At 66.4% G+C, this 26,609-nt stretch carries 24 protein-coding genes and 1 riboswitch; of the genes, 10 read left to right on the top strand and 14 right to left on the bottom strand.

All coding sequences use genetic code 11. The features are described from left to right. The first annotated feature begins 45 nt into the window (after positions 1-45). Both treS and glgB read left to right on the top strand, forming a co-directional pair. Complete coding sequence (treS, locus tag C7446_RS07500) at positions 46-3,537, top strand: maltose alpha-D-glucosyltransferase (RefSeq protein WP_121172477.1); 3,492 nt, start codon at positions 46-48, stop codon at positions 3,535-3,537. Further along, positions 3,534-5,768, top strand: a complete 2,235-nt coding sequence (gene glgB, locus C7446_RS07495; protein WP_121172476.1) for a 1,4-alpha-glucan branching protein GlgB — start codon at positions 3,534-3,536, stop codon at positions 5,766-5,768. The genes treS and glgB overlap by 4 nt, the downstream gene beginning before the upstream one ends. A 69-nt stretch (positions 5,769-5,837) precedes the next feature. On the opposite strand, the gene C7446_RS07490 is transcribed toward glgB, so the two are convergent. The 3 genes from C7446_RS07490 to C7446_RS07480 all read right to left on the bottom strand — a co-directional run bounded on the left by C7446_RS07490 (position 5,838) and on the right by C7446_RS07480 (position 7,810). Beyond that, positions 5,838-6,356, bottom strand: coding sequence for a PRC-barrel domain-containing protein (locus tag C7446_RS07490; RefSeq protein ID WP_121172475.1), 519 nt, complete (start codon positions 6,354-6,356; stop codon positions 5,838-5,840). Between the two features lie 148 nt (positions 6,357-6,504). Beyond that, positions 6,505-6,702: a hypothetical protein gene (locus C7446_RS07485; RefSeq protein WP_147408741.1), complete on the bottom strand. Its 198-nt coding sequence runs from the start codon at positions 6,700-6,702 to the stop codon at positions 6,505-6,507. Between the two features lie 109 nt (positions 6,703-6,811). Further along, a complete protein-coding gene (locus C7446_RS07480; protein WP_121172473.1) occupies positions 6,812-7,810 on the bottom strand; it encodes a YihY/virulence factor BrkB family protein in 999 nt (332 codons plus the stop codon). Between the two features lie 248 nt (positions 7,811-8,058). Here C7446_RS07480 and C7446_RS07475 point away from each other — a divergent pair, with 248 nt between their 5' ends. From C7446_RS07475 to C7446_RS07465, 3 genes are all read left to right on the top strand, one after another. After that, positions 8,059-8,454: a hypothetical protein gene (locus C7446_RS07475; protein WP_147408740.1), complete on the top strand. Its 396-nt coding sequence runs from the start codon at positions 8,059-8,061 to the stop codon at positions 8,452-8,454. Continuing rightward, positions 8,411-9,826: a hypothetical protein gene (locus tag C7446_RS07470; protein WP_245977755.1), complete on the top strand. Its 1,416-nt coding sequence runs from the start codon at positions 8,411-8,413 to the stop codon at positions 9,824-9,826. The genes C7446_RS07475 and C7446_RS07470 overlap by 44 nt, the downstream gene beginning before the upstream one ends. A gap of 241 nt (positions 9,827-10,067) precedes the next feature. Further along, positions 10,068-10,331 (top strand): glutaredoxin family protein, encoded by a 264-nt coding sequence (locus C7446_RS07465; RefSeq protein ID WP_245977754.1) that lies wholly within the window; start codon positions 10,068-10,070, stop codon positions 10,329-10,331. 134 nt (positions 10,332-10,465) lie between these two features. On the opposite strand, the gene C7446_RS07460 is transcribed toward C7446_RS07465, so the two are convergent. After that, the gene (locus C7446_RS07460; protein WP_121172469.1) at positions 10,466-10,801 is read right to left on the bottom strand and encodes a hypothetical protein; all 336 of its coding nucleotides are present in this window, start codon (positions 10,799-10,801) and stop codon (positions 10,466-10,468) included. Positions 10,802-11,076: 275 nt separating this feature from the next. Between C7446_RS07460 and C7446_RS07455 the strand changes: the two genes are divergently transcribed. Beyond that, positions 11,077-11,265: a CsbD family protein gene (locus tag C7446_RS07455; protein ID WP_121172468.1), complete on the top strand. Its 189-nt coding sequence runs from the start codon at positions 11,077-11,079 to the stop codon at positions 11,263-11,265. A 164-nt stretch (positions 11,266-11,429) separates the two neighbouring features. On the opposite strand, the gene C7446_RS07450 is transcribed toward C7446_RS07455, so the two are convergent. Beyond that, positions 11,430-12,611, bottom strand: coding sequence for a pyridoxal phosphate-dependent aminotransferase (locus tag C7446_RS07450; protein WP_211327894.1), 1,182 nt, complete (start codon positions 12,609-12,611; stop codon positions 11,430-11,432). Between the two features lie 122 nt (positions 12,612-12,733). Here C7446_RS07450 and C7446_RS07445 point away from each other — a divergent pair, with 122 nt between their 5' ends. Further along, positions 12,734-13,726: an adenosine deaminase gene (locus tag C7446_RS07445; RefSeq protein ID WP_121172467.1), complete on the top strand. Its 993-nt coding sequence runs from the start codon at positions 12,734-12,736 to the stop codon at positions 13,724-13,726. Between the two features lie 42 nt (positions 13,727-13,768). After that, positions 13,769-14,170, top strand: coding sequence for a glutaredoxin family protein (locus tag C7446_RS07440; RefSeq protein ID WP_121172466.1), 402 nt, complete (start codon positions 13,769-13,771; stop codon positions 14,168-14,170). 92 nt (positions 14,171-14,262) lie between these two features. Here the strand turns inward: C7446_RS07440 and C7446_RS07435 are convergent, their stop codons facing one another. The 4 genes from C7446_RS07435 to tenA all read right to left on the bottom strand — a co-directional run bounded on the left by C7446_RS07435 (position 14,263) and on the right by tenA (position 19,714). Continuing rightward, positions 14,263-15,519 (bottom strand): dicarboxylate/amino acid:cation symporter, encoded by a 1,257-nt coding sequence (locus tag C7446_RS07435; protein WP_121172465.1) that lies wholly within the window; start codon positions 15,517-15,519, stop codon positions 14,263-14,265. 120 nt (positions 15,520-15,639) lie between these two features. After that, positions 15,640-17,568 carry a phosphomethylpyrimidine synthase ThiC gene (thiC, locus tag C7446_RS07430; RefSeq protein ID WP_121172464.1) on the bottom strand — a complete coding sequence of 643 codons (1,929 nt, stop codon included), beginning with the start codon at positions 17,566-17,568 and terminating at the stop codon, positions 15,640-15,642. Positions 17,569-17,650: 82 nt separating this feature from the next. After that, a riboswitch (TPP riboswitch) is annotated at positions 17,651-17,774 on the bottom strand. An 86-nt stretch (positions 17,775-17,860) separates the two neighbouring features. Further along, positions 17,861-18,937, bottom strand: coding sequence for an endonuclease/exonuclease/phosphatase family protein (locus C7446_RS07425; RefSeq protein ID WP_121172463.1), 1,077 nt, complete (start codon positions 18,935-18,937; stop codon positions 17,861-17,863). A gap of 93 nt (positions 18,938-19,030) precedes the next feature. Further along, positions 19,031-19,714 (bottom strand): thiaminase II, encoded by a 684-nt coding sequence (tenA, locus tag C7446_RS07420; protein ID WP_121172462.1) that lies wholly within the window; start codon positions 19,712-19,714, stop codon positions 19,031-19,033. 215 nt (positions 19,715-19,929) lie between these two features. Between tenA and C7446_RS07415 the strand changes: the two genes are divergently transcribed. Further along, entirely contained in the window at positions 19,930-20,799 is an 870-nt protein-coding gene (locus C7446_RS07415) for a pirin family protein (protein WP_342768356.1), read from the top strand. A gap of 39 nt (positions 20,800-20,838) precedes the next feature. Here the strand turns inward: C7446_RS07415 and C7446_RS07410 are convergent, their stop codons facing one another. From C7446_RS07410 to C7446_RS07390, 5 genes are all read right to left on the bottom strand, one after another. After that, a complete protein-coding gene (locus C7446_RS07410) occupies positions 20,839-21,960 on the bottom strand; it encodes a lipocalin-like domain-containing protein (RefSeq protein WP_121172460.1) in 1,122 nt (373 codons plus the stop codon). Beyond that, entirely contained in the window at positions 21,957-24,443 is a 2,487-nt protein-coding gene (locus tag C7446_RS07405) for an FtsX-like permease family protein (protein ID WP_121172459.1), read from the bottom strand. Before C7446_RS07405 ends, C7446_RS07410 begins: the two co-directional genes overlap by 4 nt. After that, complete coding sequence (locus C7446_RS07400; RefSeq protein WP_342768355.1) at positions 24,440-25,135, bottom strand: ABC transporter ATP-binding protein; 696 nt, start codon at positions 25,133-25,135, stop codon at positions 24,440-24,442. Before C7446_RS07400 ends, C7446_RS07405 begins: the two co-directional genes overlap by 4 nt. Positions 25,136-25,137: 2 nt before the next feature. Next, on the bottom strand, positions 25,138-25,500 hold the full coding sequence (locus C7446_RS07395; protein WP_121172458.1) for a DUF4870 family protein: 363 nt from the start codon (positions 25,498-25,500) through the stop codon (positions 25,138-25,140). Positions 25,501-25,585: 85 nt separating this feature from the next. Beyond that, positions 25,586-25,975, bottom strand: a complete 390-nt coding sequence (locus C7446_RS07390) for a DUF4870 family protein (protein WP_121172457.1) — start codon at positions 25,973-25,975, stop codon at positions 25,586-25,588. Between the two features lie 148 nt (positions 25,976-26,123). On the opposite strand from C7446_RS07390, the gene C7446_RS07385 reads away from it, so the two are divergent. Continuing rightward, positions 26,124-26,609, top strand: a complete 486-nt coding sequence (locus C7446_RS07385; RefSeq protein WP_121172456.1) for a YajQ family cyclic di-GMP-binding protein — start codon at positions 26,124-26,126, stop codon at positions 26,607-26,609.

Below are 26,609 nucleotides of genomic sequence, written 5' to 3'. Positions count from 1 at the left end.
CGGGACAACGGTGACGAGACCAGGGATTGGGGGGGGGGCAGGATCATGATCAATGTCAGCGGCAGGGTCGTTCGCACCGCCCTGCACTCGGTGGAGAGTGCAGCAGCGGGAAGCGGCGAGGCAGCAGGCGAGCGCTTCATCGAGGATCCGCTGTGGTACAAGGACGCGGTCATCTATCAGGTGCACGTCAAGTCGTTCTTCGATGCCAACAATGACGGCATCGGCGATTTCGCCGGGCTGATCGAGAAGCTCGACTACATCCAGTCGCTGGGGGTCAACACCGTCTGGCTGCTGCCGTTCTATCCCTCGCCGAGGCGGGATGACGGCTATGACATTGCCGACTACTACGATGTCAGCCCCGACTACGGCACGCTGGCCGACGCCCAGCGCTTCATCAGCGAGGCGCATGCCCGGGGCCTGCGGGTGATCACCGAGCTGGTCATCAACCACACCTCCGACCAGCATCCCTGGTTTCAGCGCGCCCGTCAGGCTCCGCGCGGCTCCTCGGAGCGCAACTTCTATGTCTGGTCGGACAGCGACCAGGCCTACAGCGGCACCCGCATCATCTTTCTGGATACCGAGCACTCCAACTGGACCTGGGATGCGGTGGCGGGGCAGTACTTCTGGCACCGCTTCTACTCCCATCAGCCGGATCTCAACTTCGATCATCCCCCGGTGCTGGAAGAGGTACTGCGGGTACTGCACTACTGGCTGGCGATGGGCGTCGACGGGCTGCGGCTGGATGCCATCCCCTACCTGATCGAGCGCGAGGGCACCAACAATGAGAACCTGCCCGAGACCCATACGGTACTCAAGCGGATTCGCGCCGAGATCGACCGGCACTATCCCGACCGCATGCTGCTGGCCGAGGCCAACCAGTGGCCGGAGGACACCCAGCCCTATTTCGGCGGCGACGGGAGCGGTCACGGCGACGAGTGCCACATGGCCTTCCACTTCCCGCTGATGCCGCGCATGTACATGGCACTGGCGCAGGAGGACCGCTTTCCGATCACCGACATCCTGCGCCAGACGCCGGCCATTCCCGACAACTGCCAGTGGGCGATCTTCCTGCGCAACCACGACGAACTGACGCTGGAAATGGTCACCGACCGCGAGCGCGACTATCTCTGGGAGCACTACGCCGCCGACCGGCGGGCGCGCATCAATCTGGGCATCCGCCGGCGGCTGGCCCCGCTGCTGGAGCGTGACCGGCGCCGGGTGGAGCTGCTCAACAGCCTGCTGCTGTCGATGCCCGGAACACCGGTGCTGTATTACGGTGACGAGATCGGCATGGGGGACAACATTCATCTCGGCGATCGGGACGGGGTGCGCACGCCGATGCAGTGGTCGATGGATCGCAACGGCGGCTTCTCGCGCGCCGATCCGGCAAGCCTGGTGCTGCCGCCGATCATGGACCCGCTCTACGGCTTTCAGACCATCAATGTCGAGGCCCAGGCGCGCGATGCGCACTCGCCGCTGAACTGGACCCGCCGCCTGCTGGCGGTACGCAATCGCCATCGCGCCTTCGGGCGCGGTACGCTGCGCATGCTGACGCCGGCCAACCGGCGCATTCTCGCCTATCTGCGCGAATATGGCGCGGAGGGCGGCGAGACCGATGTCATCCTGTGCGTGGCCAACGTGTCCCGTACCGCCCAGGCGGTGGCGCTCGACCTGTCGGCGTTCGAGGGGGAGGTGCCGGTGGAAATGATCGGCGGCAGTGCCTTTCCGCCGATCGTGCGGGCGCCCTATCAGATGACGCTGCCGCCCTACGGGTTCTACTGGTTCACGCTGGCCGGCGAGGCCCAGCTGCCGGCCTGGCACACGCCGGCGCACAGCGTGATGCCGGATCTGCTGACCCTGATCATCAAGCGCGGCATCGAGGATATCCTGCAACCGCCCGCCCGGCGTCAGCTGGAGCGGGACATCCTGCCCATCTATCTCGCCCAGCGGCGCTGGTTCGGCGCCAAGCAGGCGGCGCGGCTCGAGGTCGAGCTGGGGCACACCACCATCCTCACGCCCCCGCCCGGCGACACGGTGCCCAGCGTGCTGCTGTGCGAAACCTGGATCGAGACCGGCGAGAGCGAGGCGGCACAGCGCTATCTGCTGGCCCTGACCCATGTCGATGAACAGCACCCTTCGGCGCTGGTGGAAACCCTGGCGCTGGCCCGCATGCGGCGCGGGCGCGAAGTGGGCTATCTGACCGATGCCTTCGCCATGCCGTCGGTGATCCTGCGGCTGATGGAGTCGCTGCGGCTCGGTCAGCGTCTGGCGCTGGAACACGGAGAGTTGCAGTTCCTGCCCGGCGAGCGGCTGGCACCGCTGTGGGCCGAGCTGGCCCCCGAGGAGCAGGATGTCCGCTATCCCGGCGTCGAACAGTCCAACAGCTCGGTGATCATCGACGATCGCATCGTGCTCAAGCTGATTCGCAAGCTCGAATCCGGTCAGCATCCCGAGGCCGAGATGGGCCGCTACCTGACCGGGCAGGGCTTCGAGCACATTGCGCCGCTGCTGGGCGAGATCGTGCGTGTCGACGAGAGCGGCACGCCCCATGTGCTGATGGTGGCCCAGGGCTATGTCGCCAACCAGGGCGACGGCTGGCTGTGGACACTCAACACGCTCGAGCGGGCCATGCGCGAGGCCAGCGAGGAGAAGGCCCGCGAGGGACTCGCGGAGGAGGGCGGCAGCAGTGAGCCGCCGCTTGAAGAGAGCTTTGGCGCCATGACCACGCTGACCGCCTTTGCGGCCATCCTCGGGCGCCGGCTGGCCGAGATGCACCTGGTGCTGGCCCGCGCCACCGAGGAGCCCGGTTTCGTGCCGCAGGTCATTGACGACACCGAGGCCCACGCCTGGCTCGAACGTGTCCGCGCCCGACTGGGCGAGGCCATGGCGGTGCTGGCCAATGGCCAGGCGGGGCTGACCGAAGCCGGCCGGGCGCGTGCGGCGGTGGTGCTGAGCGGTCGGGAGCGGCTCGAGCAGTGGCTGCAGTCCGTCGAGCCGCAGCTGGTGGGCGCGCTGCGTACCCGCATTCACGGCGATCTGCATCTCGGGCAGGTACTGGTGGCCCAGGAGGATGCCTGGCTGATCGATTTCGAGGGCGAGCCGGCCCGGCCGCTGGCCGAGCGACGGGCCCGGCACAGCCCGCTGCGTGACGTGGCCGGCCTGCTGCGCTCGTTCGATTACGCGGCCGCCATGGCGCTGGAGAATGCGCAGCGCAGCGAGCGTGACGAGGCCACCCTGCAGCAGGACCGCCGGGTGGCCGAACAGTACTACCGTGACACCAGTGCGGCCTTTCTGGCCACCTACCGCGAAGTCACCGGAGCGTCGCTCAAGATGGAGAGCGAGCGCGGCGATACCTTCACCACCCTGCTGCATCTGTGCCTGTTCGAGAAGGCCGCCTATGAGCTGACCTATGAGGCGGCCAATCGCCCTGACTGGCTGAAGGTGCCCCTGTTCGGTCTGGCGGCCCTGACGGAGGCCATCCAACGCACGGATGATCACGGTCTCGACGAGCGCCGCTATTCCGGGAGAATCTCATGAGTGATTTCAGCCATATCGAGTCGGCCGCCGCCGGTACTGCCGCACCGGATCGGGAGCTCGACGAGCATACCGCCCAGGCGCTGTGCGAGGGGCGCCACGGCGACCCCTTTGCCGTGCTGGGACCGCATGAGCAGCCCGATGGCGGGGTCATCCTGCGAGTCTGGCTGCCCGGGGCGATCGGCGTCGAGGTGCTCTCCCGCGAGACGCCGGCCCGGCTGCTGGCGCGGCCGGGGCGCAGCCGGCTGCCCGGGCTGTTCGTGGCCCACCTGGACTATATCGAGCCCTATCTGCTGCGGGTGCGCTGGCCGTGGGGCGAGGAGGTGGTCGAGGACCCCTACAGCTTCGGGCTGCTGCTCGGCGAGCTCGATCTCTATCTGATCGGCGAGGGGACGCATCGCCGGCTGGGGGCCTGTCTGGGCGCGCACGCGATGAGTGTGGAGGGCGTGGCCGGCGTGCGTTTTGCAGTGTGGGCGCCCAATGCCCGGCGGGTTTCGGTGATCGGGGAGTTCAATCGCCACGATGGCCGCCGCCATCTGATGCGCCGGCGTCATCCGTCCGGGGTCTGGGAGCTGTTCATCCCGCGGCTGGCCCCCGGCGCGGTCTACCATTACGAGCTGATCGGAGCGGATGGCCAGCTGCTGCACAAGGCCGATCCGGTCGCGCTGGCCACGCAGCCACCGCCGCTGACCGGCTCGGTGGTGGCCGATCCGGCGCCCATCGAGTGGCGCGACGACGAGTGGCTGGCAGCCCGCCCCCTGCGTCAGGCCAGCGAGGCGCCCATCTCGATCTACGAGCTGCATGCCGCTTCCTGGCGCCGCCATGGCGGCGACGATGGCCCCTGCTACAGCTGGCGGGAGCTGGCCGAATCGCTGATTCCCTACGTCAGCGAGATGGGCTTCACCCATGTCGAGCTGCTGCCGATCATGGAGCACCCCTTCGGCGGTTCCTGGGGGTATCAGCCACTGTCACAGTTTGCGCCCAGCGGCCGTTTCGGCTCGCCGCAGGATTTCGCGGCCTTCGTCGATGCCTGTCACGTGGCCGGGATCGGCGTCATTCTCGACTGGGTGCCGGCCCACTTTCCCACCGATCCGCACGGGCTGGCCCGGTTCGACGGTACCGCGCTCTATGAGTACAGCCATCCGTTCGAGGGCTTTCACCAGGACTGGAACACTTACATCTACAATCTCGGCCGCCGCGAGGTCCACGGCTTTCTGCTCTCCTCGGCGCTGCACTGGCTGCGCGAATTCCACATCGACGGGCTGCGCGTGGATGCCGTGGCCTCCATGCTCTATCGCAACTACTCGCGCCGCGAGGGCGAGTGGATTCCCAACCGCTACGGCGGTCAGGAGAATCTCGAAACGATCGACTTCCTGCGCCATCTCAACGAGGTGGTGCTCGAGGAAGTGTCGGGGGCAGTGATGATTGCCGAAGAGTCCACGGCCTGGCCGGGCGTGACCGCGCCGGTGAGCGAGGGCGGGCTGGGCTTCGACTGGAAGTGGAACATGGGCTGGATGCACGACACCCTGAGCTACATGGGGCAGGACCCGCTCTATCGCAGCTACCACCATCACCAGATGACCTTTGCCATGGTCTACGCCTACTCGGAGCGTTTCGTGCTGCCGATCTCCCATGATGAAGTGGTGCACGGCAAGGGATCGCTGATCACCCGGATGCCGGGCGATCGCTGGCAGCAGTTCGCCGGCCTGCGGGCCTATCTCACCTTCATGTGGACCCATCCCGGGCGCAAGCTGCTGTTCATGGGGTGCGAGTTCGGCCAGTGGCAGGAGTGGAGCCACGATCGCGAAATCGACTGGTGGCTGCTCGGCGATGCCGGTCATGCCGGGGTTCAGCACCTGGTGCGTGAGCTCAATCTGCTCTATCGCACCCTGCCGTCACTGCATGAACAGGACGATCGTCCGAATGGTTTCGAATGGGTGGTCGGCGATGATGCGCACAACAGCGTACTGGCCTGGCTGCGCTGGAGTCATGACGGTGGGGCCACCCTGGTGGTGGTCAATCTCACGCCCCGGGTGCTGCAGGACTACACCGTGGGCGTGCCCCGCGAGGGCCGCTGGTTCGAGCGGTTCAACAGCGACAGCGAGCTCTATGGCGGCAGCAATGTCGGCAATGGTGGCGGGGTAGCGGCGCGCCAGCCAAGGGCCCATGGACAGCCCTGTTCACTGACCCTGACCCTGCCGCCGCTGGGGGCGCTGATCCTGATGCCGGGATAGCCGGCAGCGCCCCGGCCCGGCCGGGGCGCTGACAATGCCGGCCGCTGGCGCAGCGGCCGGCGCGGACGATCACTGATCGGGGCTGATGGCGTCGCTGGCCTTTTTCAGCAGGCTGGAAGTGGCCTCGCGGGTGCTCTGCCAGGCGCTGGAAGCGCTCTCGCGGGTACTCTCCCAGGCCTGCGCGGCATCGCGCTTGGCGTTCTGCCACCAGTCGTTGGTGTACTCCGCCTGGTTGGAGACCTGAGCTTCATCCATGTTGACGGTCACCCGATAGCTCAGCTCGTCGAGGTTGTCCTCGTTGGTGGTCTGAACGGTGAAGTCGCCCTTGTTGATGACGTACTCGTGCTCACCGAGTTCGCTGTCGTCATCGGTTTCGATGACCACGGCCTGCACGCCCATGTTCTCGCCCAGCAGGATATCCTCGACTTCGCCGATGCGGCGCTGATCGCTGCCCTGGAGATAGACTTCGGCATCCATCAGTTCGCTGGAGGAGTAGAGACCCTGCGGGGCTGCCAGCGCGGGCGTGGCGCCCAGCAGACCTGCCGTTACCAGCAGCGTGCCTGTAAGACGTTGTGCTTTCCGAGCCATGATGTCTGTTCCCTGTACGATGTGTGCAATCCTTTCCGGGCGGGCCATGCCAGCGGCATGGTGCCGGCCGGAGCGGCCTTCGGCGATGTGCGTCGAAGGCCGCTCCGGATAAGCGACTATAGAAGAGAACACTGTTTTTTCAACTGGGTTAACGACTGCGGTGGGTCCGGCGGAGCGTGGCATCCCGTTCGCGGGAGGGCGGCCGGCCCCGTACCGGCCGGGGCGCACTGCCGGCGACGGGCGTCGGTGCACCGGCGGGCGTGTCGATCTTCTCGTCACTGTTGAACATGTGCCGGGCCCGCCAGGGCAGCGGGTCACGGGTCAGCCATCGCCTGAAGGGGATCATGAGTAGGCTCCCGAAGATGCCAGTGGGCCGATGAATCGCCATGTCCGCATCATGCCGGGAGCCGGGCCCGGCCGACATTGTGCTTTGGTCCTGCAGGGGCCGGCCGGCGTCAGCGGCGCTGCGTGCGGGGCTCGCCGGCCACGGTATCCGCCGCCCAGGCGCCCCGTTCTCCCATGGGTTTCGGTCTGCCGGTGGTGGTGTCCTGCTCGGTCTGACGCTCCAGTTCGCAGTTGAGCGAGGCCCCCAGCAGGACAATGAAGGCGGAGAGCCAGAACCACATCAGCAGGATCACGACGGCGCCGATGGCGCCATAGGTCTCGTTGTAGCTGGCAAAGTTGCGCACGTAGATCGAAAAGCCGATCGAGCCGAGCAGCCACAGCAGGGTGGCGGCCACCGAACCGGCACTGACCCAGCCCAGCCGGGCCGGACTGCGGCTGGGGCCGAAGCGGTAGAGAATCGTCAGGGCCATCATCACCAGCGCCAGCAGCAGCGGCCAGCGGATGTAGATCAGCAGCGCATTGAGCATCCCCCCGAACGGCAGGCGGGCAATCAGCGCCGGCAGCAGGGTGATGCTGCCCAGGGTGACGATGGTCATCAGGATCAGCCCGGCCGTCAGCAGCCAGGTGATCAGGGTGCGCCGGATCAGACCGCGCTCCTCGCGCTCGTTGTACATGATATTGAGCCCGGCCATGAAACCGCGAACGCCCTTGGAGGCACTGAACAGGGTCAGCACCAGGCCGCCGATGGCGGTGGCGCCCAGGCCGCTGCCGGGCTGGGCGGCCACGGCGCTGGCCTGCTGTTCGATCAGGGTGGAGGCTTCACTGGGCAGCACACTGCTGAGCATGCGGATCTGGGCCTGCACCTGGTCGGGATCGAAGATCATGCCCCACAGCGAAATGAAGGCGGCAATGGCGGGAAACAGTGCCAGCAGTCCGTAGAAGGCGATGCTGGCAGCGATCAGGTTGGCGTGATTGTCGTTGATCTCGGCACGCACGCGAAGCAGCGTCTGCCACCAGCCGCGGGCCGGAATGGCCGCCGGGGTGTCGGCTTCCCGCCCGGGACCCTGTTCGGGAGTGTGCGGCTGATCGGACGCTGGGGGATACGTCATGACGTTGTTTCCTGGCGATCACTGGGGCGATGGTGCTGCCATCGAACAGCCCATGGACTGGTATGCTTTCCTGAAGGGAGTCTAGATGGTTTGGCGCCATTGTGGCAGACACTCGCAGGGCAGGGGCTGGCGGTGTTGCCATGGCAGCCTGGCGGCATATTTCAGCAAATGGCAGACGCAGGCAGGGAATGAAGAAGTGGCTCAGGTATTGGCATGATCGCAGGCGCGGCACGGGTCGCGGTGCTGACGTGCACGGTGTCATCATCTGTGGCATCGAGGCGGTGCACCACCGGCTGCAGCAGCGGCTGGCCGGTGAGACACGGCTGCGCCTCGAGGCGCTGGTCAGCGATGCGCCCTGGCAGCACGGCACCCGGATTGCCGGCGTGCGGGTCTGCTATCCGGGCGAGGTGCCGGCGCTGATCGAGCGGACCGGGGCACGAGCGCTGGTGTACTGTCGGGAGACGGATCCGGCGATGTTCGATGGCGCTTCGATGAGGCTCCTGAAGCGCAGTCCGGTGGCCCTGCTGGCACTGGATCCGGATGAGGAGGACGATCCTGCCGACCGGTTGCTGCGCTGTCTGGAGCACGAGTTCGGCCACATTGACGAACGGGCAGGAGGCCGCCGGTTACGTGATCAGCGTTGAGCGCCGGGATGGCTTCAATCTGCGCCTGACCCGGGTGCTGCGGGAATCGACCGCCCATCAGCTGGATATCTATCTGTTCGTGCCCGGCGAGCTGGGGCTCGATTCGCGGTACATGCCCGAAGAGAGCTTCTATCATCAGGCCTTTCATGTGCGGCGCATGTATCACAGCAGCCGCTACCGGTTGCCCCGCAACCGGGAGGACCCGGCAGTCGAACAGGAGCGCGGCGGTCGGCAGTATCGCGTCCGGCTGAGTCTCTATGCCTGGCAGTATGCCGTGGCCCTGGAGCATGCCGTACAGCAGCTGGTTGAAAACGCCGACGACATCAGCGACGCGCGGCTCGACGAGCTGGCCGGACAGTGCCGGGATGTGCTCGGACGCTTGCGACAGCTCGTGCCCGAGCGTGACAAGCATCGCCGCTATCACAACAGCATCGACAACTATCTCTCCTGGCTGACCGAGCAGCAGCTGCTGCGGCTGGTCTCCCATCTGCCGGAGAACGAGGCGCTGGCGGCCCCGCGCGAGCGCCTGCTGGATCTCTGCCGGGAGGAGAGCGCGCATCGCGAGCGCCAGCAGTACAACTCGGCGCGCGTCACCGCGGACCCGTCACGCATCGCCAACAAGATGCGCCGGCTGCGCCGGCTGATCGAATATCCCATCATGCTCAGGCAGAGTACCCGGGAGCTGGGCGCCCACCAGGGGCGCATGGTGCGCGCGCTGGCAGCCGGACTGATCATGCTCGTGATGGCCACGCTGCTGATCCTGGCGCGTCACGCCATGGATAACCTGACCCTGCAGTTCGTGCTGGTGCTGGCGCTGCTGTATGCCATGCGCGAGGTCTTCAAGGAGGATCTGCGCCATACCCTGCTGCGCTGGCTGCGCAAGGGGCGGCCCCGCTGGCGGCGGCGCTATTTCGATGTGGAAAGCGGCGAGACGGTGGGCAGCCAGCTCGAATGGCTCGACTATACCCGCTACCGGCAGCTGGATGAGGTCATCCAGGCGGCGCGCAAGGGCAGTCTGAGCCAGCGCGAGGAGGTCATCCTGCACTACCGCAGTCGGTCGCGCATGTCACCGGGTCGCTTTCTCCGCGGCTACGAGAAAATCCGCGAAACCATGCTGCTCGATCTCCAGTCGCTCTCGCGGCTGATGGAGCGTGAAACTGACCAGGTCTACCGTCTCAAGAAGGACGAGGTGGTGCGTGACGAGGTCGAAAAGCGTCATCAGCTCAATCTGGTGATCCGCACCCTGGAAAATGAGCAGGTCAGCATCCAGCGCTGGAAGATCACCATGAACCGGAGCGAGATCGTGGACATCGAAGAGGTGACGGTGCCGGAGGAGCTTTATCGTGCGGGCGAGGCCTCGCCGGCCTCCTGAGCCAGCGGTGCTTTCCGGTGTCGTGAGCAAGGGTGGCCGAAGCGCCCCCTGCGCCATTCGAGCCCGGGCCTGCAGTGCCGGCCGAAAGAGCGGCAGTGGCGCGACGACGGCATGCCAGGGTTGGCAATTCGGCCATTCGTGACCACATTGAGGGATGTGTCCCAACGGACAAGGCCCGGGAGACAGGGGCCACCACGATCGAAATGTACACCCGGCCTGCCGGGTTCAGGGAGAGGGTCTGATGACTCAGGAGTTGGTGCTTTATCAGTTTCCGGCCTGTCCGTTCTGTCAGCGGGTACTGCGACAGATCGAACAGCTCGGGCTCGATATCGAGCTGCGGGATACCCGCCGCGATCCGGAGGCGAAGCAGGAGCTGCAGCAGGGCGGCGGGCGCACCATGGTGCCCTGTCTGCGCATTGCGCACGAGGATGGCAGGGTGGAATGGATGTACGAATCCGAGGACATCAATCGCTATCTGATCAGCCGTTACGGCAGCACCGGCTGAGCCGATCGGGCCGGCAGTGCACTGCCCGGGGGAGATCTCGGGCGCTGGATGGAGAGGCACTGCCGGCTTCCCCGGCAGCTGTCATGGCCTGTCCGACGGGGTTACCTGCCTGCCGGGCAGTCGGGTGCGGTTGATCAGACCAGATCGGAGTAGCCGGTCGAGTGGGGCGGCTCCCTGTCCGTCTTCTCGCGGCTCTTCTGTTCGAGCAGCATCTTGCGTGCGCCGATCATGGCAATCAGGCCGAGCGGGAAGAAGATCAGCGAGCCGATCGACACCAGGGTGGAGCCGATCCGGCGTGTCGCTGGCACCAGACACAGCACGGCACCGACCACCGAGACACCCCACAGTCCGAGTGCCAGATAGAAGACATCCTGAAGCGCCGGGTCCATGTAATAGCTGCTGGTGAAGCTGGACCAGAGCGTCAGTATTCCCAGCAGATTCAGCACTACGCCGATCATCATCGTGATCATGTCGCGACGTACTCCTTCAGAGTGAGTCGGCCAAAGTATATCAAAGCCTCGCGGGTACAATGTCGGCGTTGTGTACGCATTTGTAACCCATGACAGCAGGAGGGCCCCGGTTGCCCGTGGCATGGGCACCGACCGCTCCCGATATTTACATCCGGTTGCAATCAGGGGTGGCATTGTTGTGAATCTGAGCCATCCTGAAGTCAGGTGATGGCACCGGCGTGCCGTCATTTGCCGTGGGTCGTTCGACCCGACATGCCAGCAAGGAGGTAGGTGTCATGGCAAAGGATTCGAAAGCCGACAAGGCGGAAGGCGCAATCGACAAGGCCGCCGGCAAGGTCAAGGAAGGCGTTGGCAAGGCTACCGATAACCATCAGACCGAAACCGAGGGCAAGGCCCAGCAGGCGAAGGGTCATGGCAAGTCGGCCCGGGGTGAAACCAAGGACGCCCTGAAAAACCGCAAGTAATGCTTCCCGTTTCTGCAGAATTCCCTTTTCTGCAGAATGCTGCCTGCAGTACGAGAATTGCCGCGGCAGATATCTGCCGCGGCAATTTTGTCTAGCGCTTTCGGTCCGGCCGACCGCGTCCTGCCATCAGCCGCCGTGCTGCGATGACTCGTGCTGCAATGACTTCAGGAAGGGCACCAGCCGGACCAGGGTATCGCGTGCCAGCTGCGGCTCGATGGCAAAGCAGATGCGCAGGTAGTCATCGCCCTCCGGCCGAAGGCGCTGCCGGGCGCCACTCCGACCCGGGCCTCGTCGAGCACGCGGCGGGCCATGTCGAGGCTGCTGCCGGTCAGGCCGTGAATGCGAAAGAAGAGATAGAAGGTGCCCTGCGGCGTGAACACGGTCACGTTGTCCAGCTCGGCCAGTCCGGCCACCAGGATGTCGCGCGAGGCCTGACAGCGCGAGACCATTTCGCGAATGAAGTCATCCCCCTCGTCAAGCGCCGTGATGCAGGCGTGCTGCAGGAAGGTAGCCACCCCGGTGGTGTTGTACTGACACAATCGGGCGAAGAGCTGATCGAGCCCTGCCGGGAACACCAGCCAGCCGACCCGCCAGCCGGTCATGCACCAGTTCTTGGAGAAGGTATTGGTGACCAGCAGTCGATCCTCCGGGGGACAGATCGACAGGAAGGAGGGCGCCGGGCCGGTGTCGTCATAAACGAAGTGGTTGTAGACCTCGTCGGCCAGAATCCAGATGCCCCGTTCCCGGGCGAAGTCGCGCAGCCGGATCATGTCCTCCGGCGGCATGCGCCAGCCGGTCGGGTTGGAGGGCGAGTTGATGAAGATTACCTTCGTGCGCTCGGTGACCGCGGCAAACACCTTCTCCAGCGCCAGCTCGATGGCACCATCGTCGTGAAAGTCGAACGCGACCGGCACATTGACGCCGCCCAGCACCTCGATGACCTGCTTCGAGTTCGGCCACGCCGGGCTCGGCATGATCACCTCGTCGCCCGGATCGAGTACCGCCTGCATGGCCATCATCACGGCATTCATGCCGCCCACGGTAACGCAGAAGCGCGCCGGGTCGATGTCGACTGCCCAGTGCCGGTGGTGATAGTCGGCCAGGGCGCGGCGCAGCTCGGGCAGCCCCTGCGAGTAGCTGTAACGGGTTTCGTCACTCTCCAGGGCATGGCTGGCGGCGCGCTTGATGAAGGCCGGCGTGGGCAGATCGCCTTCACCGATCCACAGGCGAATCACCGAGCTATCGTGACGGGCCAGATCGGCGATCGCCACGATCCGATTGTCCGGCATGTCGAGTACCCGAGAGGAGAGCGAGGGGTGAAGCGTCGCTGGAACCGTATGCGCCATGGTGAACCGAACCCCGCAGATGAGTGAAAAAATCATTCTGTCAGGGCGTGGGGGGCAGTGCCATGGCAAGATGGCGCCGGATAACCCATTGGCTCAAGAACACGATCCCCCGGAGGCGACTGGTGAACACCTGGCTGAAGGCACTGCCCAAGGCAGAGCTGCACCTGCATATCGAAGGCACCCTGGAACCCGAGCAGATGTTCGAGCTGGCGGCGCGCAATGGCGTCACACTGCCCTATGCCAGCGTGGATGAGGTGCGGGCGGCCTATGAGTTCAGCGATCTGCAGTCGTTTCTCGATCTCTACTACCAGGGCATGACGGTGCTGCACACCGAGCAGGACTTCTTCGAGCTGGCCATGGCCTATTTTGCGCGTGCCCATGACGACGGCGTGGTCCATGTCGAGCTCTCCTTCGATCCCCAGCCGCACCTGGCGCGCGGGGTGGCCCTTGGCGTGCCGTTCGAGGGGCTCGAGCGTGCCATGCGTGAAGCCGAGCGCCGCTATGACATCTCCAGCGCGCTGATCATGAGCTTCGTGCGCGACCGCCCCGCTGACGAGGCGCTCGACGTACTGGAGCAGGCCCAGCCCTGGCATCACCAGCTGGCCGCGATCGGTCTCGACAGTGCCGAAGTGGGCAACCCGCCGGAGAAGTTCACGGCCGTGTTCGAACGCGCCCGTGAGCTGGGCATTCCGCGGCTGGCGCACGCCGGCGAGGAGGGGCCGGCCGGTTACATCAGCGGGGCGCTGGATGCGCTGGATGTCTGTCGCATCGATCACGGCGTGCGCTGTCTGGAGGATGCCGCGCTGGTCGAGCGGCTGAGAAGCAAACGGATGCCGCTGACCGTCTGTCCGCTCTCCAATGTCTACCTCAGGGTGGTCGAGCGGCTCGAGGATCATCCACTGCCCATGTTGCTCGAGCAGGGGCTGAAGGTGACGCTGAATTCCGACGACCCGGCCTATTTCGGCGGGGGCATGCTCAACAACTTCATCGCCTGTCACGCCGCATTCGGCTGGGAGCAGGCGATTTTCCGGCAGCTGGCCCGCCATGCGCTGGAAGAAGCCTTCATGGACGACGAGCGACGCAGCCGGCTGCTGTCGGCGGTCGCCAGCTGCTGAAACCGGCCGTCGCAGGCACATCAGACAATCGGGAGTAACTTCATGGGTATCGTGGCCCGCACATTCTTCAGAGGCGTTCGGCGGGCACTGGGGCCGGTCATGATCGCCAGCGAGCGACTCACCCGGCCGCAGCCGGTCACACGCGCCAGCGAGGCGCAGGCCGAAGTGGATCAGGCCTGCCAATCCCTGGCGCTCTATCAGTACCGGACCTGTCCGTTCTGCATCCGGGTGCGCAAGGAGATGCATCGGCTGGCCCTGCCGATCGAGCTGCGCGATGTGCGCCAGAACGAGCGCGATCGCCAGGCGCTCGAAGCCGGTGGGGGCCGGGTGAAGGTGCCCTGTCTGCGCATCACCGGCGAGACCGGGGAAGACGAGTGGCTGTACGAGTCCGAGGCGATCAAGGGCTACCTGCAACAGCGCTTCGAGCCCGCTGCCGCGGCATGAATCGCCGGCACGGCCCTCGCCGTCGGGGGCGTGCCGGCCGGGCACGATGGCGAGCGCCCCGGCGAGCGCCCCGGCCCTCGCCATCGCTTGTCTCAGACGACGTTGTCGCCGTCATAGACCGTGCGATCCAGCTCGCCTTCGCTCTTGCCGACCAGGGTGGTCACCATCAGGTCACCGGCCACGTTGACGCTGGTGCGCGCCATGTCGAGGATACGGTCGACACCGGCCACCACACCGATGGCTTCCAGCGGCAGGCCCACCTGGGACATCACGATCGACAGCATGATCAGCCCGGCGCCGGGCACCCCTGCCGTGCCGATCGAGGCCAGCGTGCCGGTGACGATGATCATGCCGTAATCGGTCATCGACAGATCCACCCCCAGCAGCTGGGCGATGAAGATCGCCACCACGCCCTGATAGATGGCGGTGCCATCCATGTTGATGGTGGCGCCGACCGGCAGCACGAAGCTCGAGACCCCCTCCGAGATGCCGAGGTTCTTCTGCGCACAGCGCAGGGAGACCGGCAGCGTGCCGGAAGAGGAGGCCGAGGAGTAGGCCACCACCAGCGCATTGACGATACCGCGCAGAAAGCGCAGCGGATTGAGCCGGCCCAGCAGCGAGATCAGGCCGCTGTAGACGATCAGCACGTGCAGGATGCTGGCGAGATAGGCCACCCCGATCATCTTCGCCAGCGGCAGCAGCACCTCCAGCCCGTACTGGCCCGAGACGTTGGCGATCAGGCCGAATACGCCGAAGGGCGCGAACGCCATGACGATTTCGGTGAGCTTGTACATCGCCTCGGCAAAGCCCTCGAACACGCGCACCACCGGCTCGCCCCTGTCGCCGATCAGGGTCAGCGAGATGCCCAGTCCGATGGCAAAGACGATAATCTGCAGGATATTGCCATTGGCCAGCGCATCAATCGGATTGTTCGGCACCAGTCCGGTCAGCACGCTGACCAGCGAGGGTGCCTGTTTGGCATCGACCGCGCCCTGATCGAAGCTCAGATCCAGCCCCACGCCCGGCTGCAGCAGGATGGAAGCGCCCAGGCCGATGGCCATGGCAAAGGCTGTGGTCAGCAAGTAGAGGGCAATGGTCCGCAGCCCGATGCGGCCCATCTTCTGCGGGTCGCGCATGCCGGCAATGCCGATGACCAGGGTCGAGAAGACAAGCGGCACGATCAGCATCTTTATGGCGCTGATGAACAGATCGCCCAGCGGCTTGAACATGCGGGCCTGTTCGCCCATCACGGCGCCGGCCAGCGCGCCCAGCAGCAGGCCGGCAAGAATCTTCTGCCACAGGGGAATGCGACGCCAGAGGTTGGGGCGTTCGGATTGCGGTTGACTCATGCAGACTCCGGTTGAAGAAGGCGGGGATTCAAGGGGAACGCATTGTACCGAAGACACCTGCAGCCGGGGGTGCCATGACCGAATGGCGCCCCCGACATTGGTCGAAGCGGCAGGGGAGAGTCAGACTTTCCGGTAGAGTCGGCCACCTTCCTCGTGAAAACGCCGCGCCTGTTCCGCCATGCCCTGCTCGCGGCTCTGCCCTCGGAACTGGTCACGCACTTCGTGGCTGATCTTCATCGAGCAGAACTTCGGTCCGCACATCGAGCAGAAATGCGCCACCTTGGCCGAGTCCTTGGGCAGCGTCTCGTCGTGGTATTCGCGCGCCGTATCCGGATCGAGGCCGAGGTTGAACTGATCCTCCCAGCGGAACTCGAAGCGCGCTTTCGACAGCGCGTTGTCACGACGCTGGGCGCCGGGATGGCCCTTGGCCAGATCGGCGGCGTGAGCGGCGATCCTGTAGGTGATGATGCCGGTCTTGACGTCGTCGCGGTTGGGCAGGCCCAGATGCTCCTTGGGGGTGACGTAGCAGAGCATGGCGCAGCCGTACCAGCCGATCATCGCCGCGCCGATGCCGGAGGTGATGTGATCAAACCCCGGCGCGATGTCGGTGGTCAGCGGCCCCAGGGTATAGAAGGGCGCCTCGTCGCAGCACGCGAGCTGCTTGTCCATGTTCTCCCTGATCAGATGCATCGGCACATGGCCGGGCCCTTCGATCATCACCTGCACGTCGTGGCGCCAGGCAATCTGCGTCAGCTCGCCCAGGGTTTCGAGCTCGGCAAACTGGGCGGCGTCATTGGCATCGGCAATTGATCCCGGACGCAGGCCGTCGCCGAGGGAAAAGGCGACGTCATAGACCGTCATGATTTCGCAGATCTCTTCAAAGCGGGTGTAGAGAAAGCTCTCCTCGTGATGGGCCAGACACCACTTGGCCATGATCGAGCCGCCGCGGGAAACGATGCCGGTGGTGCGTTCGGCCGTCATCGGTACGTGGTGAAGACGCACGCCGGCGTGGATGGTGAAGTAGTCCACGCCCTGTTCGGCCTGCTCGATGAGCGTGTCGCGAAAGATCTCCCAGGTGAGGTTTTCGGCCACGCCACCTACCTTCTCCAGCGCCTGATAGAGCGGCACCGTGCCGATCGGCACCGGCGAGTTGCGAATGATCCATTCGCGGGTCTCGTGAATGTTCTGACCCGTCGAGAGGTCCATGATGGTATCGGCACCCCAGCGGATGCCCCAGGTCATCTTGTCGACCTCCTCCTCGATCGAGGAGGTGACCGCCGAGTTGCCCAGGTTGCCGTTGATCTTCACCAGGAAGTTGCGGCCGATGATCATCGGCTCGCTCTCCGGATGGTTGATGTTGCTGGGGATGATCGCCCGCCCGCGGGCCACTTCCTCGCGCACGAACTCGGGGCTGATCTCATCGGGAATGCTTGCGCCGAAGTTCTCGCCCCGGTGCTGGTGGCCGAGCGTACGCTCGACCTCGGCGCTCCCCGAGTAGTGTGCAGAGAGCGCCTCGCGGCGCTGGTTCTCGCGCAGGGCGATGAACTCCATTTCCGGCGTAATGATGCCCTGGCGAGCGTAGTGCAGCTGGGTCACGTTGCGCCCGGCCTTTGCCCGGCGCGGCGTGCGTTTTAAATCAAAGCGCAGGGTCGCCAGCTGCGGATCGTTGGCGCGGCGACGGCCGTACTCGGAGGTGGGCCCGTCGAGCCACTCGGTATCATCGCGCTCATCGATCCAGCTGCGGCGCAGATCGGCCAGCCCGCGACGGATGTCGATGCTGGCGGCGGGATCGGTGTAGGGGCCGGAAGTGTCGTAGACCAGCAGTGGCGGGTTCTCCTCGCTGGCGCCGCTGGTGGTCGTGGGGGACTGGGCAATCTCGCGCATCGGCACACGAATGTCAGGGCGCGACCCTTCGATATGAACCTTGCGCGAGCCGGGCAGTGGCGACACGGAGGCGCTATCGACGCGGGCGCTGTCGGCCAGAAACGTTGGGCGCTGCCTGTCGTGACGCGGCGCACGCGAATCGTGGGAAGTCGTGGTGTCGGTCATGTTGTGCTCCAGAGCGTGACTTGAGTCAGCCGGCGCACAGCGCAGGAGGGGAGGGGCAGCTCGATGAGCGAGGTTCACGATGACGAGCGCTCCGCTTGATCCCTACGCCGGTACGAGCCGGATCAGGTTCATCGGGACCCGTCGTGGTGCCGCCGGGCGACACAGGACGATCTCAGCCGGTTCCACCGGCACCCCGTCAAGCTGCGGCGATTGCCATTGCCGCACAGGCAGTCTGCAGACGCCGGCAGCGCAGGGTCAAGCCGGCGGCGGTGGTCACGGCGGCGCTGCAGGGCTAGCCGTGCGCCTCGCCATCGCCGCGCTGACGGCCTTCCTCGACGGTCGCTTCGGCTTCGCGGCGCTCATCGGCGCTGGCCTGTGGCTCATCGTTCTCGGCGGCATGTGCCGGGCTGTGGGTGAAGGAGGCAAGAATCGGAAAGTGATCGGAGCCGAAGGCCTCGAGTCGCTGTATCCGATTCAGGGTGAAATGGCTGCTGATGAAGATGTGATCCAGCGGCCAGCGGATGATCGGGTAGCCGGCATGGAAGGTACTGAACATGCCGCGCCCGCGGCGCGGGTCGAGCATGCCGCTGACATGGCAGAACAGCCGGGTGGTTCGCGACCAGGCCACATCGTTGAGATCGCCGGCCAGCAGCGTGGGCTCATGGCTGTCGCGGATCTCCTGGCCGACCAGCAGCAGCTCGGCATCGCGCCACAGCGACTCCTCGCTTTCACCGGGCGCCGGTGGCCGGGGGTGCATGGCATGCAGCCGAATGCGACTGTTATCGGGCAGCCGCAGCCAGCCGTGGATCGAGGGGACATCGTGCTGGATTAGCCATTTCACCTCGACCTCTTCAAGCGGCAGGGTCGAGAACAGATGCATGCCGTAGAGATTGTCCAGCGGCACCCGAACGCAGTAGCGCCACTTGTCTTCCAGCGAACGGTTGAGCTGCTCGCCCCACCACTCATCGGATTCCAGCGTCAGTATCACGTCGGGTTGATGGGCGTGAATCTGGCGCAGCAGACCCTCGGCGTTGCGATTGGGGGTCAGCACATTGGCAATCAGCAGCGTGATGCGATGGCCACGGTGGTCATCGGGCGCCTGTTTGACCGGTGTCGCTGCCAGCGGGGTCCAGGGCAGGATGTACATGAACTGTACCGCAGCGACCGCCACACAGGCGGCGATGCTCCACCAGCGCCACTCGGCGCTGCCCAGCAGCCACTGGGTGAGCCCCGCGAGCAGCGCCAGCGAGGCAAGCTGCAGCCGGGGGAAGTCGAAGCCGCGTACCCACCAGTAGCGCAGCGGCACGAACGGCACCAGGGTGACGAGCACCAGCGCTGCTGCCACGATACCCAGACCGATATCGAGCATTCGCCATCCTCCCTTGCAAATGAACCGGAGTGCTCATCAATACCACGGGACCACTGCCGAAAGCTGCCCGGCAGGCGCGTTCATGCTCCGCGCTCAGGCCGCATTCAGCCCCATCTGCCAGAAGTCGATCTCCAGCCGGGTGGCATCGCGGAAGAGGGCGGCGAGCTGTTCGAAGCGCTCCCGCGAGACCCCGGCCAGCGCCCGGTCGAGCCAGGCCAGCTCATCGTGCATGGCACTTTGGAAATCCTCGCCGGCATACATCTCGATCCACTCCCGGTAGGGGTTGCCCTCGAGCACCGTAGTGGATCGGGCGAGCAGCCGGTTGGCAATCTCGCCGTAACCGATCAGGCAGGGCGCCAGTGCCACGTGCAGATCGAGCAGATCGCCGCGATGGCCGCAGTCGAGCACGAAACGGGTATAGGCCAGCGTTTCACGGGCCTCCTCGAGTTCGGCCAGCGCCTGCTCGCTGATGCCCCACTGCCGGCAGAAGCCGACATGCAGCTCCAGCTCGGTATCGACGATCGCCTTGAGGGCATCGAAGGCGCGGCGCAGCTCGAACAGATCCGGACTCTTGTAGACGGCCAGCCCCCAGGCGCGGGCGAAGTGGATCAGAAAGCGGTAGTCCTGCTGCAGGTAGTGCCGGAAGCTCGCCTCGGGCAGCGAGGCCTTGCCCAGACGGCACACGAATTCGTGCTCGATGTAGGCCTGCCAGAGTCCGGCATGGCGCTGTCTGAGATGATCGAAGCTGAAGCCGGTGGCGGCTGACGCGGTACTCATGATGATGCTCCAAAAGCGAGGAGAGAGCGGCAGTGTCGGAAGCCGCACGGCCACGGGTCAAGAGGCTGCGTACATGGCGTGACTGGCACGGGCGGAAGCCGTGAAGGCGTGCGCGGCGAGCTCGCGCCTGACGCGCCTGACGGTCCTGCCGAAGAGTTGCAGGTGCTGGTGCGCGTGCCAGGCTGGTATCCCTTGTCACGTCACGGATGGCCCTCATGACCCAGTCTGCTCATCGCAGCGTCCGGTATCAGCACGCCGCGGCGCGGGACGATATCGGTGATCTCGTGACCCGGCGGCCGCTGCCGGGGGCGACGCTCGATCAGCTCGATCCCTTTCTGCTGCTCAACCATCACGGTCCGCAGAGCTATCCGCCGGACAACGATGGCCTGCCATTCGGCCCGCACCCCCACCGTGGTTTCGAGACGGTGACCTTCATCCTGGCGGGCGAGCTGTTACATGCCGACAGTGACGATCACCAGAGCGTGATCGAGGCCGGTGGCGTGCAGTGGATGACGGCCGGCAGCGGCCTGGTACACGCCGAGGTGTCGCCGGAGTCCTTCCGGCGCGCGGGCGGGGCGCTGGAAATCCTGCAGCTGTGGATCAATCTGCCGGCACGGCTGAAGATGGTCGAGCCCGACTATACCGGGCTGCAGCATGACGAGATTCCGCTGGTGGAACTGGATGACGGACGTGCCCGGCTGGCGCTGGTGGCCGGCTTTCTGGCCGGTGAGATCGGCCCAATCCGCTCTTTGACCGATGTTTTCATGTCGACCCTCGAACTGAAGGCCGGTGCCCGCATCTCGCTGCCGGTATCGCGCGAGCGTACCGTCTTCCTCTACGTGATCGACGGCGAGCCGAGTGTCGGCGGTACTGCCGTCGCGCCGCATCAGCTGATCGAGCTTGAGAACGATGGCGATGAAGTGCTGATCGAGGCCGAGCGTGATGCCCGGCTGCTGTTCGGTCATGCGCCTGCCCTGAATGAGCCGGTGGTCGCCCAGGGGCCCTTCGTGATGAACAGTCACGAGGAGATCGAGCAGGCGATCCGGGACTACCGGGCCGGCCGGTTTGGCGGGCTGGATATCTGAGCCCGGCCGCCCTTGCTGCGCTGTCGCAGGGAGGCCCGCTCAGTAGCCGGTCATCTCGAGATAGCCCTCACCGGCACGGTCACCGCTGACCTTGACCGCACCTTCCCAGTACGGGAAGGCGGTGTCCATCCACTGATCGGCATACTCGGCCTCGACGGTCAGCTCGAGTGATCGCCCGGGCAGGGTGATACGCCACTTCAGCGGCAGCTCGCGATCCGCCACACGGCTGGTGGCGAGCGGCTCAAGCGACAATCGGTCACCACCGAGCGGGGTGACCGTGCCGTCGGGGGCAATCCAGCTGCCGGAGATGAAGTGTCGCGCACCGCGCAGCCGGAACGCCATCAGACGGCTGCCATCGTCCAGATGCAGCGAGAACCAGTCCCAGCCGCGCTGATCGCCCCCCAGCAGTTGGCTGCTCCACTCGCGGTCGAGCCAGGCGCGGCCCTCGACTGCCACCCGCTTGCCATCGAGGCGCAGCTGCCCTTCGGCCTCGAGAAACGGCTGGCTGTAGTAGTACGAGCCCTGGCCGTCGGGTGATTTGCGACTGAACCCCTGATCCCCCTGCAGCACCAGCGGACCGCTGGCCTCGAGCTGCAGCCGGTAGCCCAGTGTCCGACCCGAGCTTGTCGTGCCACCGGCCTCGACCTGCATGGGGGTAAGGTTTTCGCCGGTCGCACTCAGCTGCCAGTCGTCCAGCCAGGCGCTGAAGGGCTGCGCGGTGACACCGGCCTGGCCGGTGCCGCCGCGGGCGAAGCGTTCCAGTGCAAAATGCCCCTCGGGCGAGGAGATGGCGGCATTGGCCATCCACATCTGGTCGCTCTGCCAGGCGCCGGTAGCGGAGGCTGGCGGATGCTCGCCGGGTGGTGCCAGCGCCTGTCGGAACAGCGTCCACTGCACTCCATAGGTATGGCCGTCGCTGTCATGCAGGTTGGCGGTGAGATACCACCACTCGATGCGATAGCCGGGATGCGGGCCGTGATCACGGGGAAAGCTCAGCGTCTGCCCCGGCCTGGCGTGCCGGTAGCCCGAGGCGGCGCTGCCGAGATCGGCAAAGCCCTGCCCGGTCTGCTCGTGCTCTTCGCGGCCGCCATTACAGGCGCCCAGCAGCAGGCAGAGCAGCAGGGGCAGCAGCCGGCGGGCGCGGGCGTGGTCGAACGTCATGAGCGGAACTCTTCCAGCAGTCGGCGTGGCGGAGTCCGCCACAGCTGAAGGGCAGTGATGGCACCGCCCAGCAGTGCCACCACTCCGGCGACCAGCACGCTTTGCAGCAGCTGCAGCGGGAAGACATGCAGCGGCAGCCGCCAGCCGAAGGCCTCGACATTGATCAGGGCCACCAGCGCCTGGTTCAGCAGCACACCCAGCGGCAGGGCCAGCAGTGCGGTCAGCAGCACCAGCAGCAGGATCTGCCCGGCACTCGCCAGCGCCAGCCAGCGCCGGGTCAGCCCCATCGCCCAGAGTGGCGCCAGCCGGGCGCGCCGCCAGCGCCCCAGTGCCAGCAGAGCCGACAGCAGGGCGAGGGCCGCCACGCCCAGGGTAAGGGCGTTGAGCGCCCGGGTGATGGCAAAGGTGCGCTCGAACACCTGGCGGGCCCGCTGCTTGAGGGCGGGCTGGTCGATCATGTCCTCCCCGGTCAGCGCAAAGTGCCGTTGCAGCTGCCCGGCCAGTGCCTGGCGATCCCCGTGCAGGTCATAGAGCAGCAGCGATGTCCGGTCGGCAGATGTCGGCCAGCGGCCCTCGGCGGCAGCCCGCGCCAGCGTCAGTTCGCCCCGCGGGTTGCCGTAGTCGGCATAGATTCCGGCAATGGTGGCATTAAAGCGCCCCTCGGGCGTGGTGAAATCGAGCGAATCACCGGGCTGGCGCTGCAGCTGGCGCGCCAGCTGCTCGTTGATCAGCACACTGTCCTGCCTGGCAACACGCTGCCAGGGGTCGGCCGTGGCGTTCAGCAGCGGCCAGCGGGCGCGGGTGTGCGAGTCGATGGGCAGGGCGCGAACATCGACCGGCCGCCCGGCCACCCGGCCCTCGAGCTGACGCAGGCGCTGCACGGTGCCGACCCCCGGCTGCCCTGCAAGCCACTGCTGCATGGCCTCGACCCGGTCGGCGGGGGCGTGGACAAAGAGCTCCGCGGAGAGGCGCTGATCGAGCCAGTCGAGAAACGTCAGCCGGAAGCCGCCCACCATGCCGGAAACCCCGAGATTGGCTGATAGCGCCAGCAGCAGGGCGGCCAGCGCCAGCGACAGGCGCGGCAGCTGGGCACGGGTATCCGCCAGCAGCCAGTGCAGGGTGGCGCGGCGGCCCGCGCGGGTGAAAAGCGTGATCGCGCCATCCAGCAGGGCGGGCAGCCCCAGGGCACTGCCGATCAGCAGCCCGGCCACCACCACGAAGCTGGCGGCCAGCCGGTGCCCTTCGAGCAGTCCACCGCTGGCCGAAGCCAGGCGCCACCAGAGCAGCGCCGCCCCGAGCAGCACGATGGCGCCGAGTGCCGCGAGCCGCAGTCGGCGGCGCATGCCGCCGCGCGCTTCAAAGGCCGCGTGAGCGGATGCCAGCACGTTGATGCCGGCGGCATGGCGCAGCGTGGTCAGCCCGGCGGTCAGGGTGCCCAGCAGGGTCATGCCGAGACCGCTGGCGATGGCGCGGGGCGTCAGCATCACGGCGCCGGCCACGCGCTCGTCGTAGAGCGAAGCGAGGGTCTGCGAAACTCCCGGCATCAGCAGGCCGGCCAGCCCGACCCCGGCGATGAGACCGAGTATCGCCCCCGCCACGCCCAGCACCAGCAGCTCGATCAGCACGCCCGTTACCAGCGCCCGGCGCGACACGCCCAGCGCTCGCAGCACGGCCAGGCTATCCAGCCGCTGGCTGAGCGCCAGCCCCATGGCGCTGTGCACGATGAACAGCCCGACCACCAGCGCGAGCAGGCCCATGGCGGTGAGATTGAGACGGAAGCTGGCCGAGAGCTCGCCCGGGGCGAGAGCCTGGTCGGCGCTGACGCGGCGATACCGGTCGGCGAGCGAGGGCGGCAGGGTGGCCGAGTGCGGCAGCAGCAGGGCGTCGATGTGCCGGCCCCGCTCGAGCAGGGCCGCTGCTGCGGCGATGTCGGTGATGCCGCTGTCGGGCGCCAGCCGGGGCTGGAGGGTAATCGGCGGCAGGCGGCGACCATCGCCAAGCCGAGGGCGATCGCCGCTCTGCAGGCCGAGGGCGCGGGCGCTGTCCGGCGCCAGCCGCAGCTGCCAGGGCGGCTGCATGAAGCTGCCGCCCAGGGTGCCGGAGCCGCCGGCGGCGCCGGCATCGGGCTGCATGGCCGGCGGCAGGGTGGGCAGATCCAGCCCCAGCAGGGTCAGCTGCTGCCCGTTCTCCAGCGTGACCTGCCCCCGCACCAGCGGTGAGACGGGCACGCCGGCGCGGCGCAGCTGCACGAAATCCGCCTGCTGCAGCTGATCGCCGGCGGGTGCCTGCAGCCGGTCGACCCGTTCACCGCCCAGCATCGCCTCGGCCCGGGCAAAGCTGTCACGGGCCTGATCGTTGATGGTCTGGACACCGCTGTAGAGGGCGCCGGCAAGCACGATCCCCAGCAGCGCCATGGCGAGCTGGCCAGGATGGCGCCGGTAGTGGCTGAACAGGGTGCGCCAGAGGGTGAGCTGTCCCGTCATGCCCCGTCCGTGGTGGTATCCACCAGCCGGCCGTGGGTCAGCCGATAGCGGCGCTTCAGCGGGGCGGCCACGGCCGGACTGTGGGTAATCATCATCAGCGCGCAGCCGTGTTCGTCGATCAGGTTCAGCAGCAGCTCGAGCACCGCCCCGGCGGCGCGCTCGTCGAGATTGCCGGTGGGCTCGTCGGCCAGTACCAGCTCGGGACGTACCGCCAGCGCGCGGCCGATTGCCAGCCGCTGCTGCTGGCCGCCGGAGAGCTGCTCGGGGTAGCGCCGCTCGAGGCCGGCCAGTTCCAGCCGGTCGAGCAGGTGAGCGCACCAGTCGGGGTCGAAGCGCCCGGCCAGGCGCGCCTGCAGGGTGAGATTGGCGCGCACGTCGAGACTGGGGACCAGATGGAACTGCTGAAAGATCAGGCCGATCCGCTCACGCCGCAGGCGGGCCAGGGGGCGGTCCGACAGCTCGCCCAGCTCCTCGCCGCCCAGGCGCAGGCTGCCGCGGTCGAAGCTGTCCAGCCCGGCCACCAGATGCATCAGGGTGGACTTGCCACTGCCGGATTCGCCCATCAGCGCCAGGCTTTCGCCGCGCTCGAGTACCAGATCGATGCCGTCGAGCACGGTCAGCGCCCCCTGGGGGGTGGCAAAGGACTTGGTGAGGCCGCGGCATTCGAGCAGCGGAGTGTCGGTGTCAGGCAAGGCTACCACCACCAGTTGAGCAGCGGTTCCGGTGCCCGGCGGCGCTCCAGTTCGCGCCAGCCGCGGATGCAGCGCACGATGATCCAGGCATAGACCAGCCCGTAGAGCAGAAAGCCGACACCGACCACCAGCAGCAGCGTGGCCAGCGTGAACCACAACAGGCCGATCCAGAAGGTGCGGATCTGGAAACGGTAGTGCGCGTAAAGCCAGGGCGGGGCGTCACGACGGTAGAACCAGGCAATGATCAGCCCGGCCAAGGCCGTGATGCCGACCGCCAGGCTGACGAGATACAGAATGTAGACCACCCGTGCCAGGGTGGGGTCGGCATCATCGCGGCTGTAGCCGGTGGTCATGTCGGAGGTCATGGCGGGCTCCTGTCGGGACATGCCCCGACACTATAGCCGTGACCGGGCCGGGCGTGCCTGAAGCGGGCCGGGCGATACCGGGTGGCTACCACAGCCAGCTGTCGATGGCTTCGGGAGCGCGCTGACGCTCCAGGCTGATCCAGCCGCGAATCGCACGCACGGCGAACCACAGGAACAGCGCCAGTCCGGCGAGCAGGTTGAAGGGTGGAATCAGACTGATCACCACCGAGGCCAGCGTATAGAGCGCGCCGATCCAGAAGGTGCGAATCTGAAAGCGGAAATGATCGTCCAGCCACTGTTCGCGGCACTGGCGGCGATACCACCATGCCATGACGGCGCCGATGACGCCGGTGATCAGGGCCACCAGGCTGACCAGGTAGAGCAGATAGACGATGCGCGCCATGATCCGCTGATGCGCCTGATCCGGGACATTGCCGTGGCGATGAGCGCCTTGCTGTTCGTAGGTCTCGGGCATGGGGCCTCCCGATGCATGATCCAGTAATGGGAACAATATGCGGGCACGGGGCGCCGCGAACAAGTCAGGGGATGCCGCCAATCGAGGATTCCGGTCGGCGCGAAAGCCTCTATAATCGCCCCCTGTCCGCCACAACCCGGTACCCGTGATGCCTTCTTTCGATATCGTTTCCGAATTCGACAAGCATGAAGCGACCAATGCGGTCGATCAGGCCAACCGTGAAATCCAGACCCGCTTCGACTTTCGCGGCGTCAAGGCCACGTTCGAGCTGGAAGAGGAGCGCGTCTCGCTGGAAGCCGACGCCGATTTCCAGCTGCGCCAGATGCTCGAGGTGCTGCGCGCGAAGCTGATTGCCCGCGGCATCGATGCCCGCTGCATGGAGGTGCAGGAGCCGGTGCTGACCGGCGTGCGGGCGCGCCAGCAGGTGACACTCAAGCAGGGGCTCGAACAGGGCGACTGCAAGCGCATCGTGGCGCTGCTCAAGGCGTCGAAACTCAAGGTGCAGGCCGCCATCCAGGGCGACAAGGTCCGGGTGACCGGTAAGAAGCGCGATGACCTGCAGCAGGCGATTGCGCTGCTCAAGGGCGAAGAGGGGCCCGATCTGCCGCTGCAGTTCAACAATTTCCGGGACTGA

The sequence above is a fragment of the Kushneria sinocarnis genome (assembly GCF_003633775.1).
Taxonomy (GTDB): Bacteria; Pseudomonadota; Gammaproteobacteria; order Pseudomonadales; family Halomonadaceae; genus Kushneria; species Kushneria sinocarnis.
Note: the sequence above shows the minus strand (reverse complement) of the source record. Positions and strands in the feature narration are given on the sequence as shown.

Coding starts and splice junctions, on each gene's coding strand:
- C7446_RS07460 (WP_121172469.1), bottom strand. CDS start 10,801: ATGATCACGATGATGATCGGCGTAGTGCTGAATCTGCTGGGAATACTG.
- tenA (WP_121172462.1), bottom strand. CDS start 19,714: ATGAGTACCGCGTCAGCCGCCACCGGCTTCAGCTTCGATCATCTCAGA.
- C7446_RS07490 (WP_121172475.1), bottom strand. CDS start 6,356: ATGGCTCGGAAAGCACAACGTCTTACAGGCACGCTGCTGGTAACGGCA.
- C7446_RS07485 (WP_147408741.1), bottom strand. CDS start 6,702: ATGATCCCCTTCAGGCGATGGCTGACCCGTGACCCGCTGCCCTGGCGG.
- C7446_RS07440 (WP_121172466.1), top strand. CDS start 13,769: ATGGGTATCGTGGCCCGCACATTCTTCAGAGGCGTTCGGCGGGCACTG.
- C7446_RS07435 (WP_121172465.1), bottom strand. CDS start 15,519: ATGAGTCAACCGCAATCCGAACGCCCCAACCTCTGGCGTCGCATTCCC.
- C7446_RS07465 (WP_245977754.1), top strand. CDS start 10,068: ATGACTCAGGAGTTGGTGCTTTATCAGTTTCCGGCCTGTCCGTTCTGT.
- C7446_RS07385 (WP_121172456.1), top strand. CDS start 26,124: ATGCCTTCTTTCGATATCGTTTCCGAATTCGACAAGCATGAAGCGACC.
- C7446_RS07450 (WP_211327894.1), bottom strand. CDS start 12,611: ATGGCGCATACGGTTCCAGCGACGCTTCACCCCTCGCTCTCCTCTCGG.
- C7446_RS07480 (WP_121172473.1), bottom strand. CDS start 7,810: ATGACGTATCCCCCAGCGTCCGATCAGCCGCACACTCCCGAACAGGGT.
- C7446_RS07410 (WP_121172460.1), bottom strand. CDS start 21,960: ATGACGTTCGACCACGCCCGCGCCCGCCGGCTGCTGCCCCTGCTGCTC.
- C7446_RS07415 (WP_342768356.1), top strand. CDS start 19,930: ATGACCCAGTCTGCTCATCGCAGCGTCCGGTATCAGCACGCCGCGGCG.
- glgB (WP_121172476.1), top strand. CDS start 3,534: ATGAGTGATTTCAGCCATATCGAGTCGGCCGCCGCCGGTACTGCCGCA.
- C7446_RS07425 (WP_121172463.1), bottom strand. CDS start 18,937: ATGCTCGATATCGGTCTGGGTATCGTGGCAGCAGCGCTGGTGCTCGTC.
- treS (WP_121172477.1), top strand. CDS start 46: ATGATCAATGTCAGCGGCAGGGTCGTTCGCACCGCCCTGCACTCGGTG.
- C7446_RS07395 (WP_121172458.1), bottom strand. CDS start 25,500: ATGACCTCCGACATGACCACCGGCTACAGCCGCGATGATGCCGACCCC.
- thiC (WP_121172464.1), bottom strand. CDS start 17,568: ATGACCGACACCACGACTTCCCACGATTCGCGTGCGCCGCGTCACGAC.
- C7446_RS07455 (WP_121172468.1), top strand. CDS start 11,077: ATGGCAAAGGATTCGAAAGCCGACAAGGCGGAAGGCGCAATCGACAAG.
- C7446_RS07390 (WP_121172457.1), bottom strand. CDS start 25,975: ATGCCCGAGACCTACGAACAGCAAGGCGCTCATCGCCACGGCAATGTC.
- C7446_RS07405 (WP_121172459.1), bottom strand. CDS start 24,443: ATGACGGGACAGCTCACCCTCTGGCGCACCCTGTTCAGCCACTACCGG.